This is a genomic window from Flavobacterium sp. ARAG 55.4, from assembly GCF_051846875.1.
Taxonomy (GTDB): domain Bacteria; phylum Bacteroidota; class Bacteroidia; order Flavobacteriales; family Flavobacteriaceae; genus Flavobacterium; species Flavobacterium plantiphilum.
Window position 1 is genome coordinate 385,625 of sequence record NZ_JBPYCT010000002.1, and the last position, 21,079, is coordinate 406,703.

Here is a 21,079-nt window from a genome sequence, read left to right on the forward strand (position 1 = left end):
TATAATATATATATATATGTGTGGAATTGTTGGTTACATAGGCCATAGAGAAGCTTATCCTGTTGTTATCAAAGGTTTAAAACGATTAGAATATCGCGGGTATGATAGTGCAGGTGTAATGATTTATGAAGAAGGAATCAAAGTTTGCAAAACAAAAGGTAAGGTAGCGCAACTTGAAGAACTTGCTTTGAAGGAGATGTCTACCAAAGGAACCATTGGGATGGGGCATACAAGATGGGCTACTCACGGGGTTCCTAATGATGTAAATTCACATCCTCATCTTTCAAACTCTGGTGAATTAGCCATTGTTCATAATGGAATTATTGAAAATTATGCACCTTTAAAAGAAGAATTAATTAATCGTGGTTACGTTTTTCATTCAGATACTGATACAGAGGTATTGGTTAATCTGATTGAAGAGGTTCAGAAGAATGAAAAAATAAAATTAGGAAAAGCAGTTCAGTTAGCATTGAATCAGGTGGTGGGTGCTTATGCAATTGCTGTTTTTGACAAAAAAAATCCTGATGAAATTGTTGCGGCTCGTTTAGGAAGCCCGCTTGCGATTGGTGTAGGTGAAGAAGAATATTTCATTGCCTCTGATGCTTCACCTTTTATCGAATATACTTCAAATGCAGTGTATTTAGAGGATGGAGAAATGGCAAATATCAATCTTCATAAGCCAATTAAGATTAGAAAAATAAAGGATGACAGTTTGGTTGATCCTTATATTCAGGAACTTCAAATGAATTTGGAGCAGATTGAAAAAGGAGGTTTTGATCATTTTATGTTGAAAGAAATTTTTGAACAGCCTAGTGTTATCAAAGATACTTACAGAGGAAGATTGCATTCGGATAAAGGAATTGTTCAGATGGCTGGAGTTGAAGACCATTTAGAAAAATTCTTAAATGCCGACAGAATAATTATTGTAGCCTGTGGGACCTCATGGCATGCAGGTTTAGTGGCTGAATATATTATTGAAGAATTTGCTCGCGTTTCAGTAGAAGTAGAGTATGCTTCTGAATTTAGATATAGAAATCCGATAATTAAAAGTACTGATGTGGTTATTGCTATTTCACAATCGGGTGAGACAGCGGATACTATGGCAGCTATTAAATTGGCTAAGGAACAGGGGGCTTTTGTGTTTGGAGTTTGTAATGTGGTGGGGTCATCTATCTCAAGGGAGTCACATGCAGGAGCTTATACACATGCAGGACCGGAAATTGGTGTGGCATCAACAAAAGCTTTTACTACTCAAATTACCGTACTGACTATGCTTGCTTTACGTTTGGCCAAAGCGAAAGGAACATTGTCTCATTCTGATTTTCACAGGTATTTGTTAGAATTGGAATTGATTCCTGAAAAAGTTAAAGAAGCTTTAACTACTATCGAAAAAGCGAAAGAAATTGCAGCTGCTTTCAAAGATGCTCCTAATTGTTTGTATCTGGGACGTGGTTATAATTTTCCCGTAGCTTTAGAAGGAGCTTTGAAATTAAAAGAGATATCTTATATTCACGCAGAAGGTTATCCTGCCGCAGAAATGAAACACGGACCAATTGCTTTAATTGACGAACAAATGCCGGTAGTGGTAATTGCTCCAAAGCAAGGTCATTATGATAAAATAGTAAGTAACATTCAGGAAATTAAGTCCAGAAGCGGAAAAATTATTGCTGTAGTGACTAAAGGAGATACTCAGGTTAGGGAATTGGCAGATTATGTTATTGAGATTCCGGAAACATCAGATGCTTTATCGCCATTAATTACTACAATCCCATTGCAGTTATTGTCTTATTATATTGCTGTTTACAGAGATTGTAATGTAGATCAGCCTCGTAATCTGGCTAAATCTGTGACGGTAGAATAAAAGCATATTAATTGAGTCTTCCTAAAAGGCTGACAAGTTTATAAAAAAGCAAGGCAAACGCCTTGCTTTTTTGTTTTAAAAAATCAGAGAATTAATGAAAATTGAATTTTCTGCCATATTTTTTGTTAAATAATTATTTTTTTTGCTTAAATTTAAGGTGTTGAAAATTTTGAATGTTCTTATAATGCTGTTGTAAAGTTGATTGTTTTTGAATGCTCCAACTAATAAAACTTAATCATATGAAAGCTAATTTATTTTTTTCGGTATTGTTTTTCTGTAGTATAATATATGCTCAGGATACTGTTCAGGGAGTTGTAGTTGAAAGTAATAATCAGCCTGTTGCTGGTGCAAATGTTACAGTGATTGGCGATACCGGTGTAACTGTAACTGACAGCGACGGGAAATTTATTCTTAATTCACAAAAGAAGCAGCCTTATGAAATAGAAATTAGTAGTGTGGGATTTGTATCCCAAAGGATTATGGTTACTTCAAAACAACAGATTAATGTAGTTTTACAGGAAGAACAAAATGTGCTCAATGAAATTGTGGTGTCTGCTTCCAGAACGCCCGAAAGAGTTTTTGAATCGCCGGTTACTATTGAAAGAATGGGAATCAGTGATGTCAAGAAATCAGCATCACCAAGTTTTTATGATGGTTTAGAGAATTTGAAAGAAGTTCAGATGAATACCAGTAGTTTGTCTTTTAAATCCATTAATACCCGTGGTTTTGCTACTGTGGCTAATTCCCGTTTTTTACAGTTAGTGGATGGAATGGATAATGCATCTCCTTTGTTAAATTTTGTTTTAGGAAACATGATTGGTATTTCTGAGATTGATGTACAAAGTGTGGAGTTGTTACCGGGGGCATCTTCGGCGTTATACGGAGCCAATGCGTTTAATGGAATTTTATTTATGAATAGTAAAAATCCGTTTCTCTATGAAGGAATTACGGCTTATGCCAAATACGGTCAAACCAGTCAAAAAGCTGCAGGAACAAATGATTATATCGATTATGGAATCAGAATGGCGAAAGCCTTTAGCCGGCATATAGCGGGAAAGGCCAATTTTACTTATATGCGGGGTACTGATTGGTTTGCGACCAATTATGATGATAAAACAAATATCGGCAGAAATCGTTCGCATCAAAATTATGATGGAATTAATGTCTATGGAGATGAAGTTTCAACTAATATTTATACGGTAGGGCAGACTTTGGTAGCTAATAATTTACTTCCTGCTAATTTAGCTGCATTACTGCCTAATGAAAATGTTTCCAGAACAGGTTATAATGAAACAGATTTAACCGATAACAGAGCCAGTAATACAAAGATTGATCTTTCGTTGCATATCAGGCCTTTTGGTGACGAAAAGTTAGAAGTAATTCTGCAAAGTAAATTTGGTTTTGGTAACGCGGTATATCAGGGAGCCAATAGATATTATCTGAATAATTTTTTTATGCAACAGCATAAAATAGAATTTAAAGGCAAGAATTTTTTCCTCAGAGGTTATACTACGTCAGAAAACGGTGGTGACTCTTATGATATGCAATTCACGGGAATCAATATTAACAGAATGTGGAAGTCAGACAATAATTGGTTTGGTCAATATGCGGGTGCTTATTCTCAGGCTTTTGCAGGTTTGTTTGGTCCAGCTTATGCTGGAAACGCTGACGCTTCTCATGCTTTTGCACGTGCCGCTGCCGAAACGGGGAGATTAGAGCCGGGTACACCGGCATTTAAGAATGCTTTCAATCAGGTGATTGCTAATCCGGATGTGTTGTCGGGTTCAAAATTGGTTGATAATTCTAAAATATATCATTCTGATGTGAATTATAATTTTAAAGATCTGATATCATTTGCTGAAATTCAGCTAGGTGGTTCTTATAGAAAGTATCAGCTGAATTCATTTGGAAGAATTTATACTGATGCCAACGGATCGATTCATTATGATGAATATGGATTGTATACGCAGCTGCAAAAGAAATTCTTAGAAGAAAGACTAAAGTTTACAGGGTCAATCCGTTATGATAAATCTCAAAATTTCGATGGAAGTTATTCGCCAAGGGTTTCTTTAGTATATGCTGCCGGTGAATCCAGAACACATAATTTCAGAGCTTCTTTTCAAACAGGCTTTAGAAATCCTACTACTCAGGATCAGTACATTGGTTTTAATGTAGGAAATGCTGTTTTAATAGGTTCGGCTCCGGATAATTTATTGCGTTATTCTGAGACAAGAGCTGTTGCAAATGGGACTCCTGCTGTAGGACAATTATATGCAGGCGGTGCTTCTGTAATAATGACTGGTGAAAATGCATATAATAATTCATATACCGCATCTTCGGTAAGAGCCTTTGCTGCTTTTGCAGCTGCTAATCCGGGAAATACACCGGGAGCTGCTGCTTTATTACGAAAAACAGATGTGAATTATGTAAAACCCGAAGAAGTAAAAGCATTTGAGGTAGGGTATCGTTCCAGAATTAATGATATTAATATTGATATTAACGCTTATTATAATATCTATAATAATTTTATTGGAGCTGCTAATGCAGTTGCGCCCCTATACGGTACTGCATCTAATACTTTTGATTTTGCCTCAGGAGCGCCTACATATGTCACAAATCCTGAAGTTCAGTCTTTACATGCTCTTGCTAATGGAAATTTCAGAGCATATCAATTGTATACTAACACAGATGTTGAAATCAAGTCGTTTGGTTTTGGTTTGGGACTTTCCAGAAAAATATATAAAGATTTTGAATTAGGTGCAAATTATAATTATGCTGAGTTTGGTTTTGATCAGGCTAAAGATCCTAGTTTTGAAGCTGGATTTAATACCCCTAAACACAGAGTAAAAGTCTCTTTTGGGAATGAAAAATTATTTGAAAATTTCGGATTTAATATTAGCGGAAGATGGAATAGTGATTATTTATGGCAGTCTACTATGGTGGACGGAATGATTGACGGAGCAACTGTTGTTGATGCTCAAATTAACTACAGTATTCCTTCACTTAAATCTACTTTAAAAATAGGAGGATCTAATATTGGGGGGAAAGAATATGCGCAGGTTTTAGGGGCCGGTTTAATTGGGCAAATGTATTTTGTTTCCTGGACCGTAAATCCATAGAAAAATCATTTTAAAAATAGTTTTAGAGAGCGTTTTAAAAGCTGTTTTAAGGTCTGGTTTTATTTTTTTATGTTTTTTAAATAAAATTGTTGATTTTTTATTTTAAAAAATTATCTTTGCGCTCTGAAAAAACACCTAAATCATTGAATTTTGATGGTGTGTATTTCATAAACCTAAATAGCTGTTTAATAAATACATAAGTAATGTCTAAAGTAATAGGAAAAGTTGCCCAAATCATTGGCCCAGTAGTTGACGTTGTTTTCAACGGTAAGGATGTTGAACTTCCAAAAATTTATGATTCATTAGAAATCACTAAAAAAGATGGTACTAAATTAATCCTTGAGGTGCAATCTCACATTGGAGAAAATACTGTACGTACCATTTCGATGGATTCAACAGATGGTTTGAGCAGAGGATATGAAGTAGTAGGAACAGGTAATCCTATTCAAATGCCGATTGGAGCAGATGTTTACGGTCGTTTATTCAACGTGGTTGGAGATGCTATTGATGGTTTGCCAGAATTGCCAAAAACAGGTGAGAACGGAATGTCAATCCACCGTCAGGCACCAAAATTTGAAGATTTATCTACATCTTCTGAAGTTTTATTCACAGGTATTAAAGTAATTGATTTGATTGAGCCTTATGCAAAAGGAGGTAAAATTGGATTGTTTGGTGGTGCCGGAGTTGGTAAAACAGTATTGATTCAGGAGTTGATTAACAATATTGCAAAAGGTCACGGTGGACTTTCTGTATTCGCAGGAGTAGGTGAAAGAACACGTGAAGGAAATGACTTGCTTCGTGAGATGTTAGAGTCAGGAATTATTAAATACGGTGAGGAATTCATGCACTCTATGGAAAATGGAGGATGGGATTTGTCTAAAGTAGATTTACCAGGAATGAGAGAGTCTAAAGCTACTTTCGTTTTCGGACAAATGAATGAGCCACCAGGAGCTCGTGCACGTGTGGCACTTTCTGGATTATCTATCGCTGAGTATTTCCGTGATGGAGCTGGATCTGATCAAGGTAAAGACGTATTGTTCTTCGTTGATAATATCTTCCGTTTTACACAAGCAGGTTCTGAGGTGTCAGCACTTTTAGGTCGTATGCCATCTGCGGTAGGTTACCAACCAACATTAGCAACTGAAATGGGTGCTATGCAAGAGCGTATTACATCTACAAACAAAGGATCTATTACATCTGTACAGGCGGTTTACGTTCCTGCGGATGACTTAACTGACCCTGCGCCAGCAACAACGTTTGCTCACTTAGATGCTACAACAGTATTGTCTCGTAAAATTGCTGAGTTAGGTATTTATCCAGCGGTAGATCCATTAGATTCTACTTCTCGTATCTTGACTCCGCATATTTTAGGAAATGAGCACTACGACTGTGCACAAAGAGTAAAAGAGATTCTTCAAAAATACAAACAATTACAAGATATCATCGCGATCTTAGGTATGGAAGAGTTATCTGAAGAAGATAAATTAGCGGTATCCAGAGCACGTCGTGTACAACGTTTCTTGTCTCAACCGTTCCACGTAGCGGAGCAATTTACAGGTATTCCAGGTGTATTAGTTGATATTAAAGATACTATCAAAGGATTTAATATGATTATTGACGGTGAATTAGATCACTTACCAGAATCAGCATTCAACCTTAAAGGAACTATCGAAGAAGCTATCGAAGCTGGAGAAAAAATGTTAGCTGAAGCGTAATAATTTGGTTGTTAGTTGTCAGTTGTCAGTTGTTAGAAAGCAACCATCAACCATCAACCATCAACTATTAACTAAAAAAAGACATGATTTTAGAAATAGTATCACCAGAAGCAAAATTATTTTCAGCAGAAGTTACTTCGGTAACTCTACCTGGAGTTAATGGAAGCTTCCAAATATTGAACAATCACGCACCAATCGTTTCTATTTTAGGAAAAGGTCTTGTGAAAATTGATGCGCCAAGTTTCAAGTTTTCTAAAGAGGTAGCAAGTAAGTTCTCTAAAGTAAATGACCATACTTATACATTAGCTATTGAGTCAGGGACTATTGAAATGAAAGACAATAAAGTAATTGTTTTAGCAGACTAAGACAATTTGCATTAATATAAAAACGTCAAGCTTTTGCTTGGCGTTTTTTTTTATTTTTGATTTATGAAAAGTTTACCCAAAAATCTCATAGCAAAACTAGAGGTAAGAACCCAAAATAACGCTTTGCGTCAATTGCCAGAGTACAATAATTTAGTCGATTTTACATCGAATGATTACATTGGTTTTTCAAAAAGCAAAGCCATTTTCGAGGAAACCCATCAGTATTTATTAGAAAATCATTTTACTCAAAACGGAGCAACAGGCTCTCGGTTAATATCAGGAAATCATAAAGTCTATCAGGAAACTGAAAATTATATTGCTCAGTTTCATCAGGCAGCGTCGGCATTGATTTTTAATTCGGGTTATGATGCCAATCTCGGTTTTTTCAGTTCGGTTCCTCAAAAAGGCAATTTGATACTTTATGACGAATTGTGTCATGCTTCCATCAGAGACGGAATCCAACTTTCAAATGCAAAATCCTATAAGTTTAAACACAATGATTTTGAAGATTTAGAAAGATTAATTTTAAAATTCAAACCAACAACCAGTAACCAGCAACCGGTAACCATTTACATTGTTACAGAAACTGTTTTTTCAATGGATGGCGATTGCCCAAATATTGAAGAATTGCTTGTAGTTTCCGAAAAGTATGGTTGTTATGTTGTGGTTGACGAGGCGCATGCTTTGGGTGTTTTTGGCAAAAATGGTAGTGGTTTGGTTCAGGAGTATGGTGTGGAAGACAAAGTTTTCGCGCGAATTATGACTTTTGGAAAAGGTTTAGGCTGTCATGGTGCAGCCGTATTAGGAAGTCAGGAATTAAAACAATATTTGGTCAATTTTTCAAGAAGTTTTATTTATACAACAGGGCTTTCTCCACATTCCGTTGCTACGATTTTAGTGGCCTATCAGCATTTAGAAACAGAAAACAGCAATATTACTTTGTTAAAAGAGAATATTATTCATTTTAATCAGCAAAAGAATTTGTTGGGTTTAAAACCGCTTTTTGTTAGATCTAAGTCAGCGATTCAAAGTGCGATTATTCCAGGGAATGATAAGGTGAAATTGATTGCTAATAAACTTCAGGAAAAAGGTTTTGATGTAAAACCGATACTTTCACCAACCGTTCCAGAAGGACAAGAGCGTTTGCGTTTTTGTTTGCATGCTTTTAATTCTAAAGAGGAAATTGCGCAAGTATTACAATTGTTGAGTACTTTTGTTTTTTAGCCACGGATAATACGGATATAACTGATTTACACAGATTAAATATGGCAGACCTTTTGCATAAATCTATAACAGATTCGATTTTAAAAGTTTATTATGAGGTTTATAATGAACTCGGTTCAGGTTTTCTCGAAAAAGTGTATCAGAATGCGATGTATTTTGAATTGATTGCAAGGGGTTACAAGGTTGAAGCACAAAAGCAAATTAAAGTTTATTTTAAACAACAGCTTGTTGGGGACTACATTGCAGATTTGTTAGTTGAAAATAAAGTTATTGTTGAACTTAAGGCTTGCGAATTACTTATGAATGTCCACGTGGCACAAACAATGAATTATTTAAAAGCTACAGAAATTGAAGTCGGCTTATTATTGAATTTTGGGGAAGAACCAGAATTTAAAAGGTTTATATATACAAATGATAGAAAAATAAATTTAAAAAATCAGTGATAATCCGTTATATCCGTATTATCCGTGGCTAAAAACACATGAAATTATTTATAACAGGAATCGGTACCGACGTAGGTAAAACCATCGCCTCAGCCATTATAACCGAAGCATTAGAAGCAGATTATTGGAAACCCATTCAAGCAGGAGATTTAGATACTTCGGATAGTCATAAAATAAAAGCGTTTTTATCGAATGATAAAACGATAATTCACCTGAATAGTTATGCGTTGAATACGCCAGCGAGTCCTCATTTGGCAGCCGAAATTGATGGAATTACAATTGATAAATCTAATATTATAGAACCTTCAACTCAGAATCATCTTGTAATAGAAGGTGCGGGCGGAATTTTTGTACCATTGAATGATAATGAAACAATTGTCGATTTGATTCAGTCGGATTACAAGGTAATCGTGGTTTCCCGCCATTATTTAGGAAGTATTAATCATACTTTGCTAACCATTGAGGCTTTGCAAAACAGAAAAATTGCTATTGCTGGAATTGTTTTCAATGGAGAAGAGAATCTAGCCACTGAATCCATTATTTTGAAAAAAACAGGAATTCCATGCATTGGAAGAATCAGTCAAGAACCTTATTTTGACCAAAATGTAATTCGTGAATATGCCGATTTGTTTCGTGAAAAATTAATTAATTTATAAGAGAGTAAAGAGCAAAGAGAAAAGAAAATAGACTTTCTTATCTTTGCAGAAAATTATAGCGTTTAGTCTTTATACTATTCTCTATTTTCTATATCTCACATATGAACTTAACAGAAAAAGACAGCCAATACCTTTGGCATCCTTATACCCAACATAAAACGGCTCAAACTCCGATTGCTATAACCAAAGGCGAAGGCGCTTTGCTTTGGGACGAAAATAATAAGGAATACATTGATGCCATTGCTTCCTGGTGGGTGAATCCTTTTGGTCATTCCAATCGATTTATAGCCGATAGAATTTATAAACAATTAACCACTTTAGAGCATGTGCTTTTTGGCGGTTTTACCCATGAACCCGCTATTAAGGTTGCCGAGCAACTGATGAAACTATTGCCAAAAAATCAGCAAAAAGTATTCTTTTCGGATAATGGTTCTACTTCGGTAGAAGTAGCCATAAAAGTGGCTTTGCAGTTCTTTTATAATAAAGGCGAAAAAAGAACGACTATAATTGCATTGGAAGATGCTTTTCATGGTGATACTTTTGCAGCAATGGCTGCAAGTGGTATTTCGTTTTATACCCAGGCTTTTCAGGGAATGTTTATTGATGTGGTGCGAATTCCGGTTCCGATTAAAGGTGAAGAACAAGCGAGTTTTGATGCTTTGCAAAAAGTGATTCAAGACTATAATTGTGCGGCATTTATTTTCGAACCTTTGGTACAGGGAGCTGCGGGTATGGTGATGTATGAAGCGGAAGCCTTGGATGAGTTAATTAAAATCTGCAAGGAAAATAATGTTTTAACCATTGCCGATGAAGTGATGACGGGTTTTGGAAAAACAGGAAAAACTTTTGCAATGGATTATGCCCAGGAGATGCCTGATATGATGTGTTTGTCAAAAGCTTTGACCGGGGGAACCATCCCGATGGCGATTACCACTTTTACACAAGAAATATTTGATGCTTTTTATGATGAGGATATCAACAAGGCCTTATTTCACGGACATACTTTTACAGCTAATCCAACTGGTTGTGCGGCGGCATTAGCTAGTTTTGAATTGTTGCAAACTCCCGAAATGCAAGCGAATCTAGTTCGGGTAAATGCCAATCATTTGGCTTTTCAAAAACACATTGAAAAACATCCAAAAGTGACTAACACCCGGATTTTAGGGACTGTTTTTGCATTGGAAATAAAGAAAGAAGGAGAGGAATTCTATTATGGAACCATGCGTAATAAGCTTTATAATTTCTTTATCGAAAATGGAATTATTCTGCGTCCAGTAGGTAATATTGTTTACATTTTGCCTCCTTATATCATCACGGATGAGCAATTGCAAAAAGTGTATGAAGTGGTCGAAAAAGCTATTGATATGGTTTAAATAGCTAATGTTTTTAAAAACTTTACGACATTTGCAGAAAATTAAAAAGTCTTGTCACAAACAATCTCTATAACAGCAATAGCATCTATTTCTCCATTAGGAAATGACTCCAAAACCATTTGGGGAAATTACCTTTCTGATGCTCCTTTTTTTTCAAAAAGGCATTTGGATAATCAGGAAACCTGGGTGGCTCCTTTGGATGCTACTTCGGAACAAATGGTAGCTGAATTGCAAGAATCGGATATCAAATACAAATCCTTAGATAAATCGGTTTTGTATGCGATGGCGGCTTCCCGACAAGCAGTTGCTGATGCAGGCTGGGATTCAGATTCAGTTTTCGGAATCAATATAGGATCTTCCCGTGGTGCGACGGAATTATTTGAAAAACATTATAAAGAATATTTAGATAACGGAAAATGCCAAACACTGGCTTCGCCAACAACAACTTTGGGGAATATTTCTTCCTGGGTGGGTCATGATTTGCAATGCACAGGACCGGAAATCTCGCATTCTATTACCTGTTCTACAGCTTTACATGCGTTATTAAATGGTGTTGCCTGGTTGCGTGCCGGTATGGTTGATAAATTTCTAATTGGTGGAAGCGAAGCGCCTTTAACTGATTTTACGATTGCTCAGATGCGAGCTTTGAAAATCTATTCGCATAGTGAAGAAGTCTATCCTAATCAGGCATTGAATTTTGATAAAAAACTAAATTCGATGATTTTGGGCGAAGGTGCTGCAGTTTGTTGTCTCGAAATAGGGAAAAAGGAAAGTGCTTTGGCCTTTATTGAAGGAATAGGTTATGCTACGGAGATTTTAGAACATAATATTTCCATTTCGGCAGAAGCCACTTGTTTCCAAAAGTCAATGAAAATGGCCTTGGAAAATACCAATTTAGCAGCGGTTGATGCCATTGTGATGCATGCTCCGGGAACAAAAGCAGGTGATTTGACCGAGTATAAAGCCATTCAGAAAATCTTTGGAGAAAATCTTCCTTTGTTAACTACAAACAAGTGGAAAATCGGACATACTTTCGGTGCTTCGGGAATGCTGAGTGTGGAGTTGGCTATTCTAATGATGCAACACAATCAATTCATTGGAGTCCCATTTGCGAAAGCGCAACAACAAATTAAATCCATTAAAAAAGTATTGGTAAATGCAGTAGGTTTTGGTGGAAACGCAGTGAGCGTATTGTTGAGTGTTTAACCACCGAGTTCACAAAGTAGGAACTAAGTACATAGTTTTTTACAGACTCAAGGATTATTTGTGGTGTTTCTTAACGTAAATATTCTCAAATCTTATGGTTAAAAAAGTTTCTTTTAAAATTTTTAGGACTACTGAATACTGATCAATGATTGCTGTTTTCCAAATCCCGAACTTTTTCATAAACTAGGTTGCTCTCAAATCCTCGTCGGAGCATATAATCACAAAACTTCTTTCTTTTTTTTAGCGAATTGGTTTCCCGAATGGATTCCCAATTTCTGTTTGCTAAAGTTTCGAAAGTTTCATAATATTCTTCCGGACTAATTTCTTTTAAAGCGATATTGATTAAGGTTTGATTGATATTCCTGAATTTCAACTCATTGGTTATTCTGATTTTTCCCCAATGTTTGATGCGGTGTTTTCCTCTGGCAAAACTACAGGCAAAGCGTTCTTCGTTTAGAAAATTGTCATTGATAAGATGTGTTATAATCTGGTTAATTTCTTCCGAATCCATTTTCATGTTTCGCAATTTTTGTACTACTTCTTCGTGGCAACGGTCTTGGTAGGCACAATAATGCTCTATTTTTTGTATGGCTTCTTTTAGGGAAAAAACTTCTTTCATCTTATCCTGATGGATTATAAATAAGGAGCAATAAAGGTACATAATTCTGGGAATAACTGCTGTCATTTGAAAAAAAAGCGGATTGGCGATGATTAATGTAGCTTAACGACTTTGTTTTACTATCTGACTTATAATGAGTTACTTTAATATGTTTCTTGCGAATGTTTAGGATTGTTAAATTTTATACTTGAGATTATGAGACTATTTTTACTTCAACTCATCTTGTTGTTTTTTGTCCTTACAAATTGTAATGCGCAATATACTATTACCGGAAATGTAAATTCAAGTTCGTACTCCTGCGCCAGTTTTTCAGGTAATTCCACTATTTATATAGGAAACGGAACAACAAGTACTAATTTGTCTATGAATCAGACTTTAGACCTTTATAATTCCTGCTCTTTAGGACCGATACAATTTGTAGTTAGAAATAATGCTTCTGTTGATTTTTCTCCTGGTAATGAGCGTTTGGTTTTACCCGCCGGATCTTCTATTATAATTGAATCAGGGGGTAGTTTAATAGGAGGAAGTTGTAATGCTTCGGAAAGAATATATATAGGAACAGACTTAATTGCCAGTTGTAATGGTGGTGCAGGAGCAGATTATGCTTTTAATCAGTTAGTTATTAATGGAGGATATAATTTTGTAAAGACAACAGTTTCACCTATCTGTGGTTCTGGTACAGCATCTGTAGCAGTTTCAGTAATTCCAACTCCTGCTGCTTCTACAACCTACAGATTATATACTGTACCAAGTGGGGGAAGTGTTGTTTCAAGTGTTACGGCTTCAACTAGTCCTTATTCTGCAACATTAACTACACCTTCGATATCAGCTACAACAACTTATTATGTGGCGGCTACTACAGGTTCAAATACGACTCCAAGAAAGGAGTTTGTTGTTACTGTAAATTCAATTCCAACTATAACAGCTACAGCCCCATCTTCTATTTGTGGTTCCGGAGTAGTAACATTAGGTGCTACTGCTTCATCCGGAACTATTAATTGGTATACAACAGCGACCGGCGGAAGTCCTGTTGCCACAGGAGTAACCTATAATACACCATCATTAACAAATACAACCACTTATTATGTTGATGCCACTAATGGTGGTTGTACGACTGCTACGAGAACGGCTGTTGTAGCAACAGTCAATAATGTACCAAATAATATAAGCAATGGTTTTTCAGCGACTACTATTTGTGCAGGAGGAAGCCCTCAACTGACTTTTGATGCTGAAGATGCTACTTTTGTATTGCCTTACAGTATCACTTATAAAAACGATGATACTTCAATCCAGTATACAGTTTCAATTCCATCAGCAGCGCCTTATATTTTTACACCGGCAGATAACCCTACAGTTAATACAGGATATACTTTGGTATCTATATCTAATGGTACATGTACCCGAACAAGTGGTTTTGTGGATCCAGGATCTAATTTGATTGTTCGCCCTGCACCTGTTGTTACGATTAGTGGAACAACAAGCGTATGTGTTGGAAATTCATCTCCCAATATCACATTCACAAATCCTCAAACGGTAGCTGTTACAGTTACTTATACCGTAAACGGAGGAGCTAATCAACAGATCAATATTCCTGCTGGTAATACGGCAGCCGTAGCTGTTCCTACATCTACTGCGACTACATATAATTATAATTTAGTTAGTGTAGTTTATCAAACTATGCCAGGTTGTTCCAACATGATTTCTGGTAGTGCAACAATAACTGTAAATCCAATTTTGCCTGCAAATGTCACGGTGTCTGCCTCACCTTCAGGAGCAATTTGTTCAGGGACTTCAGTAACATTTACAGCTATTCCAACAAATGGTGGTACAATGCCAGTTTATCAATGGAAATTAAACGGTGGAAATGTAGGTTTAAATTCAGCCACTTACACAAATACAGCATTGACTGATGGAGATGTTGTTGCGTGTGTAATGACTTCCAATGCGACACCATGTTTGACAGCAAGTCCGGCAACGTCTAATGCTGTTACGATGACAGTTAATTTATTGCCGTCAGCTCCGGTAGTGGGAACAGTTACCCAGCCCACGTGTATGCAGCCCACAGGAAGTGTTGTATTAACTAATTTACCTGCTTCCGGTACATGGACAATAAACCCGGGTAGTTATATGGGAACGGGGACAGCAACTACGATTTCTGGTTTGGCTGTAGGGAGTCATACTTTTACGGTTTCTTATGGTAGTTGTACCTCTGTTCCCTCTGTTCCTGTGGTCATAAGTTCCCCTTTAATTACAACTTATAATGGTAGTAGCTGGAGTTCTACACCTGATAATACTAAAGTAGGAGTAATATCCGGATCAGGAACTATTGGAGTGGATACTGAATTATGTTCCTGTATTGTAAATACGGGAGTTGCTGCTATTGTAGCAACGGGAGTTACACTTAAACTTCAGGATAATCTTGTTGTAAACGGTTCGTTAACTTTTGAAAATAATGCCAGTCTGGTTCAGGTAAATAATGGAGCAATTAATTCTGGAAATATTCATTACAAGCGCCATACAGCAGCTGTAAGACGTTATGATTTTACGTATTGGTCCTCACCGGTTGCAGGGCAAACCATGAAAGCTTTGTCTCCTAATACACTTTTTGATAAATATTATAGTTATAACCCAAATACGGGATGGAAAATAGAATACAATGGAGCGCTTACCATGCAGCCAGGGAATGGCTATATCATTAGAGCACCACAAACATTTAGTATCACTACCGCTACGGTTGATACCAATCCTGTTTTTATAGGTGTTCCTAACAATGGAATGGTGAATATGACTTTGATGGCAAATAAAACCTATTTATTAGGAAATCCATACCCATCGGCTATTGATGCAGATACTTTTTTAGATGTAAATGCCAGCGTTTTGGAAGGAACCCTTTATTTCTGGACACACAATACGCCACCAAATATTAACATTGCAGGAGATGCTATTTACAACTATACTTCTGATGATTATGCTACTTATAACAGAACCGGAGGAGTGAGTACAAGTATTTCTGCAATTTCGGGAGGTGCTGTACCAACAGGTAAAATTGCAGCCGCTCAGGGGTTTTTTGCACCGGCAAGCGCTTCTGGAGGAAACTTAGTTTTTAACAATGCTATGCGTATTTCCGGTGGTTTGTCAGGTGTAAATAATTCTCAGTTTTTTAAATTAAATCCTGCAGCTAAAAGTGCTGCAACAACTGTCACAGCTGATAAACATCGTATCTGGCTGAATTTAACTAACAATCAGGGGGCTTTTAAACAAACTTTGATTGGTTACCTAACCGGAGCAACCAATAATTATGATCCAGGCTACGATGGAGTGACTTATAATGGAAATCAGTTTATTGATTTTTATAGTATAAATCAACAGTTGAATTTAACTATTCAGGGGCGGGTTTTGCCTTTTGAACAGAAAGACACTGTAGCTTTAGGTTATAAATCTACTATAAAAGGAGATTTTAAAATCAGCATTGACCACACGGATGGAATAATAGATATGCAACAGGTTTTTCTTGAAGACCAGGATTTGCAGCTATTACATGACCTTAAAAAAGAGCCTTATACTTTTACTACCGAAAAAGGAACTTTCAATAATCGTTTTGTCTTGCGTTATCAAACTAAAAGTAATACTGATAAAACAGTAAAAAAAATAGCTTTAGTAGACCATGCTGCTTCCGTTACAGTGTTTGATAAGGAAATAAGACTCCATTCATCCGAAAGTTTTATTTCTAAAGTCAGTATTTATGACGTTTCCGGAAGTCTTATTTATCAAAACGAGGCAGTGAAAGCAAATGATTTTATCATCCGGAATTTAAATGTAGCCCATCAGGTATTGCTAATCAATATGGTTTTGGCTAACGGGGAAAATAGTGTAACAAAGATTGTCTACTAAGATTATTTTTTTGAGATTCTTTCGCTCACAAAAGACTGACAGAAACCGATTTATTACCAGAAATCCGGATAAAAAAATGTTGATTAAATTCTTTCGGCAGAATAATAATTACATTCCTTAAACCAAACCCTAATAATTGTGAAAACCAGACGGTCTCAAAATCAGTCTGGTTTTTTTAGGAATATCGCGCCATACTAAGACTATAGCAAACCTTACTGTTTTTTTAGATGTTAGCTTTTGAGTAAATAGGCGGGTCTGGCTTTTTTGTAGATGGTGCTTAAAAAAGCCGGGTGTGTCATTATTTTTATAGCCATTCGTTGCTTTTTAGTATGTCATGCCTATTGTTTCAGTAGGCTGGCTTATTGCTTTTAAGCCCTGCCTTGGGTTTAAAAACTATTAGGCTTTTTTTTAAACTAAAATCCAGATAAAGGTGTATGTTAAAAAAAAGTACTAAAGCATTGTTATTCAGTATTCTGATAAAGCTGCTTTAAATACCTGTGTTAGTGCCGAAAAATGGTAGCTTAACGACTATAAATGCAGATAAACGACTTTGTTTTACAGTGCTGTTTTCTATCATTTATTTTGACCCAAATTTAAGATTAGCCCCTTTTTTGATTTTATAAATACTACTATGAAGAAAATTTTACTTATTATAATTTTATTCCCTTTTTTAGCCTTTACACAGATAACTGGTGATTATCGTTCTGCTGGTAATGGAAACTGGACAGTACTAACAAGTTGGGAACGCTATAACGGTACAACATGGGGGACACCCACTTTAGGACAGGGATATCCCGGACAGAATTCTGGGACAGGTACTGTAACAGTTCGCGATTCCAATGTTATTACAGTAAATACTAATATCGCTAATAGTTTTGTTTCTTTGGTTATTGGTACAGGAACAGGGGGGAAATTAATTGTTGATGGAACTGTAACAGTCAATACTATGAGTGTTAGGGTTAATTCTGCTGGTCTTATGTCTTTTGTGGGTAATAGTCAAATAACTTTTCCAACTAATACTTCATTTGTTATTAATGGTTCTGGTAAATTAGTGTCTCAAAGTAATCCATGCAGTAACCAAACAGCTCTTTATATAGGAAGTACTAAGGTGTCTGCTTGTACTGGAGGTGGAGGAGCTCTCTCTAATTTTGATAGTTTTAGTAGTGGTGGTGGGACTGGTAGTGCAACTTCAAATTCTCCCGCATGTGCAGGGAACTCTTTAATTCTTACAGCTATTCCGCCTACAGCAACATCTGGTTCTTATACATATACTTACAGATGGTCGGGTAATGGGATCTATTATAATCCTGATTTTAGTACTACAGCTACGTATACCATAGAGGGTGTTAATATTTATAATCATGGGGGAGTTTATTCTGTTGAAATTAAAAGAAATGATGGTTTTATTTCGACAGTGTCAACAAATGTTGTGGTAAATAATTCAATAGCAGCTCCTACCAATACAAGGGTAGATAACGTTAATTGGTGTACAGCTACAATAAGGTGGGAGGGAGACGCTACAAATTTTAATTTAGATGTGGCAACAACTAATACATTTTCTGCGGGGACTATTCTTCCTGCCTATAATAATTTGAGTGTAGGAAATGTGAGAGATTTAATTCTATCGGGATTATCACCAAACACTACTTACTATTTTAGAGTTAAATCATCTGGAAATTGTGCGTCAACTAGTTATTCTCCATTTGCTAGTTTTACGACTACGACTATAGCGGCACCTGTAGCCAATTCGGGATATGGAAGTTGCAATGATTGGGTAGCACAATGGAACGGGGTTTACAATGTAAGTGGTCAGGAAGTTGATGGATACTTTTTAGATGTAGCAATTGATAATACTTTTACAAATTATGTTAACGGTTATCAAAATTTATATGTTGATAAGTCCAGTAACCGTAACTATACTATAACAGGTTTGGCCCTTGGAGGGGTTTATTATTATAGATTAAGAGCAAAAACAAGTTGCGGGGTAAGTGGTAACTCAAATGTAGTTACTTTTACTGAAAAAGGTAATGATTCTTCAACTCCTGGTACTATCAGTGGTGGGTCAACATCTATTTGTGTGGGTAGCACTGCTACATTTATAAAAGATCCAAATTTTTGGTCTTCTACAGGAACAGGTACTTGGTCAATTTTTAATCAAACGGGAAGTGCTACTATAACACAGGCAGGAGTTGTTACAGGTGTTAGTGTAGGGACTGTTAAGGTTATTTTTACTACTTATAATGGTGGTTGTGGAACGTCAACTTCTACAGATTTAATAGTTACATCAGGCAGTGTTGTAGGTACAGCTTCTCCAAGTCCAATATTATGTGCCAATACTGCAATGTCTAATATTACACATACTACAACTGGAGCAACAGGAATAGGTACTCCGTTAAATTTACCTGCAGGAGTAACAGCTTCTTGGTCTTCTAATGTTATTACAATCAGTGGTACACCTACACAATCTGGTACTTTTAATTATAGTATACCTTTAACTGGTGGTTGTGGAAGTGTTAGTGCTACAGGAACTATTGTTGTTAATACTATTCCGTCTACTCCTACGGTGGGTACACCGACAAATCCAACTTGTACAAGACCAACAGGTAGTGTTACTTTAAGTGGGCTGCCTTCATCTGGAACTATTCTTCAAACAGGAGAACGTTCGGATAATATCGCAATTACAGCCGGTGGGTCACAAACAATAACAGGACTTTTACCAGGTACTTATTATTTTGCAGTTGATAATGGAAGTTGTATTTCTGCTGTTTCTACTGTTGTAGAAATTATTACTCCAGAAACAAACACATGGTCGAGTGGATCTTGGAGTAAAGGAACACCAACTATTAATCAAAGATTAGTTTTTGCTTCAGATTATACGAATGCAAATGATGCTGATATCGAAGGTTGTTCTTGCCAGGTTACAGGATCCACAGTTGTTACCATAAAATCTGGTCGTACTTTAAAAATTGAAAATGGAGTGGAGGTTCAGCCAAACGCAACATTGACTTTCGAAAACAATGCGAGTTTAGTTCAGGAGAATGAAGATCCTAATATTAATTCAGGAAATATTAGTTATAAACGTTTAGCCAAAAATTTAAATCGTTATGATTTTACCTATTGGTCGTCGCCGGTTGCAGGGCAAACTTTAAAAGCTTTGTCGCCTAATACGCTTTTTGACAAATATTACAGCTATAATAATGGTTGGATAGTTTCGTATAATGGAGTGGATACAATGAAAAAGGGACATGGTTACATTATTAGAGCACCGCAAACGTTTTTCATTGAAGGAAAAGGACCAGCAGAAGATTACTTAGCCACTTTTACAGGAGTGCCTCATAATGGTGTAGTTACTTTATCAGGATTAGCAGCAAATCAGGCTCATTTATTAGGAAATCCATATCCATCCGCTATTGATGGAGATAAATTTTTAGAGAAAAATGAGGATGTGTTAGAAGGAACGCTGTATTTCTGGACACATAATACGGAAATTCAATTGGCTACCAATATCACTAACGGAACTGCCGGTTCAGGAACTTATGCTTATACCTCTGATGATTATGCAACTTACAACAGATCAGGGGGAATTGCAACCCGTCCCGCAATTAGTGGGGGAGCTCCACCAACAGGTAAAATTGCAGCAGGTCAGGGGTTCTTTGCACCAGTAAAAGCAACAGGAAATGTAGAGTTTAATAATACCATGCGAATTTCTGGAGGGGCTTCAGGAACAGATAATTCGCAGTTTTTTAAGTTAACTAGTGGTAAAGCTGCAACAACTACGGTAGCTAAAACAGAGAAAAACCGTATTTGGCTGAATTTAACTAATACACAAGGTGCTTTCAAACAAACATTAGTGGGATATATTACAGGAGCAACTAATAATTATGAAGGTGGTTTTGACGGTATTACTTATGACGGAAATTCATTTGTTGATTTTTATAGTATAAATCAAGATGTAAATTTAGCTATTCAGGGACGTGCTTTGCCTTTTTCTAAAAAAGATTCTGTGGCATTAGGATATAAATCAGCAATTAAAGGAGAGTTCCAAATCAGTATTGATCATACTGACGGTGCATTGTCTTCTCAAAATGTATTTATTGAAGATAAGGACTTAAAAGTGCTTCATGATCTTAAAAAAGGGGCATATACTTTTAGTACCGAAAAAGGTTTTTTCAATAACCGTTTTGTGTTGCGTTATGTAGATAAAAATGCTGTTGAAGAAGTTATAGAGCCGCAATTACCTGAAGAAGTATTAAATAAAGAAATTACGGTTGCGGTTAAAAATAAGTCGATTATCGTGGATTCTCCGCTGGTATTAATTGATAAGGTGGTGGTATATGATGTAGCTGGAAGAAAGTTATATCAAAAAGAAAAAACTGATGCCAACACGTTAGTTATCGATTCTTTAATTTCCGGTCATCAGATATTAATAGTTGATATTGTATTGATAGATGGTAGAAACCTCAGCAGAAAGATTGTTTATTAGTTTTAAAATTGATTTTAAAAAGTCCCGATTACGCTATGTAGTCGGGATTTTTTTGTGCTGTATCGACAAAGATTGCCTGCATTCGTGACTAAAAGAATAGCCCACAGATTGTACTGATTTTACA

The 21,079-nt window shown here is 36.2% G+C and carries 12 protein-coding genes; 11 read left to right on the plus strand and 1 reads right to left on the minus strand.

Annotation, left to right across the window (positions count from 1 at the left end; translation table 11 throughout):
* Positions 1 to 16 precede the first annotated feature (16 nt).
* From glmS to ACSV4D_RS03875, 9 genes are all read left to right on the plus strand, one after another.
* Positions 17 to 1,861, plus strand: a complete 1,845-nt coding sequence (gene glmS, locus ACSV4D_RS03835; protein WP_439227217.1) for a glutamine--fructose-6-phosphate transaminase (isomerizing) — start codon at positions 17 to 19, stop codon at positions 1,859 to 1,861.
* A gap of 239 nt (positions 1,862 to 2,100) precedes the next feature.
* Entirely contained in the window at positions 2,101 to 4,980 is a 2,880-nt protein-coding gene (locus ACSV4D_RS03840; RefSeq protein WP_439227218.1) for a TonB-dependent receptor domain-containing protein, read from the plus strand.
* Positions 4,981 to 5,183: 203 nt separating this feature from the next.
* Positions 5,184 to 6,695 carry a F0F1 ATP synthase subunit beta gene (gene atpD, locus ACSV4D_RS03845; protein ID WP_408080676.1) on the plus strand — a complete coding sequence of 504 codons (1,512 nt, stop codon included), beginning with the start codon at positions 5,184 to 5,186 and terminating at the stop codon, positions 6,693 to 6,695.
* An 83-nt stretch (positions 6,696 to 6,778) separates the two neighbouring features.
* On the plus strand, positions 6,779 to 7,060 hold the full coding sequence (locus ACSV4D_RS03850) for a F0F1 ATP synthase subunit epsilon (RefSeq protein WP_408080678.1): 282 nt from the start codon (positions 6,779 to 6,781) through the stop codon (positions 7,058 to 7,060).
* Positions 7,061 to 7,123: 63 nt separating this feature from the next.
* A complete protein-coding gene (locus ACSV4D_RS03855; protein WP_439227219.1) occupies positions 7,124 to 8,284 on the plus strand; it encodes an aminotransferase class I/II-fold pyridoxal phosphate-dependent enzyme in 1,161 nt (386 codons plus the stop codon).
* A gap of 41 nt (positions 8,285 to 8,325) precedes the next feature.
* Complete coding sequence (locus tag ACSV4D_RS03860) at positions 8,326 to 8,727, plus strand: GxxExxY protein (RefSeq protein ID WP_408080682.1); 402 nt, start codon at positions 8,326 to 8,328, stop codon at positions 8,725 to 8,727.
* 38 nt (positions 8,728 to 8,765) lie between these two features.
* Positions 8,766 to 9,383, plus strand: coding sequence for a dethiobiotin synthase (bioD, locus tag ACSV4D_RS03865; RefSeq protein WP_439227220.1), 618 nt, complete (start codon positions 8,766 to 8,768; stop codon positions 9,381 to 9,383).
* A gap of 101 nt (positions 9,384 to 9,484) precedes the next feature.
* Positions 9,485 to 10,756: an adenosylmethionine--8-amino-7-oxononanoate transaminase gene (bioA, locus tag ACSV4D_RS03870; RefSeq protein ID WP_439227221.1), complete on the plus strand. Its 1,272-nt coding sequence runs from the start codon at positions 9,485 to 9,487 to the stop codon at positions 10,754 to 10,756.
* 51 nt (positions 10,757 to 10,807) lie between these two features.
* Positions 10,808 to 11,962 carry a beta-ketoacyl synthase N-terminal-like domain-containing protein gene (locus tag ACSV4D_RS03875; protein ID WP_439227222.1) on the plus strand — a complete coding sequence of 385 codons (1,155 nt, stop codon included), beginning with the start codon at positions 10,808 to 10,810 and terminating at the stop codon, positions 11,960 to 11,962.
* 142 nt (positions 11,963 to 12,104) lie between these two features.
* Here the strand turns inward: ACSV4D_RS03875 and ACSV4D_RS03880 are convergent, their stop codons facing one another.
* Positions 12,105 to 12,581, minus strand: coding sequence for a regulatory protein RecX (locus tag ACSV4D_RS03880; RefSeq protein ID WP_439227240.1), 477 nt, complete (start codon positions 12,579 to 12,581; stop codon positions 12,105 to 12,107).
* Positions 12,582 to 12,776: 195 nt separating this feature from the next.
* Here ACSV4D_RS03880 and ACSV4D_RS03885 point away from each other — a divergent pair, with 195 nt between their 5' ends.
* A complete protein-coding gene (locus tag ACSV4D_RS03885) occupies positions 12,777 to 16,472 on the plus strand; it encodes a hypothetical protein (protein ID WP_439227223.1) in 3,696 nt (1,231 codons plus the stop codon).
* A 631-nt stretch (positions 16,473 to 17,103) separates the two neighbouring features.
* The gene (locus ACSV4D_RS03890; protein WP_439227224.1) at positions 17,104 to 20,955 is read left to right on the plus strand and encodes a T9SS sorting signal type C domain-containing protein; all 3,852 of its coding nucleotides are present in this window, start codon (positions 17,104 to 17,106) and stop codon (positions 20,953 to 20,955) included.
* Positions 20,956 to 21,079: the final 124 nt, after the last annotated feature.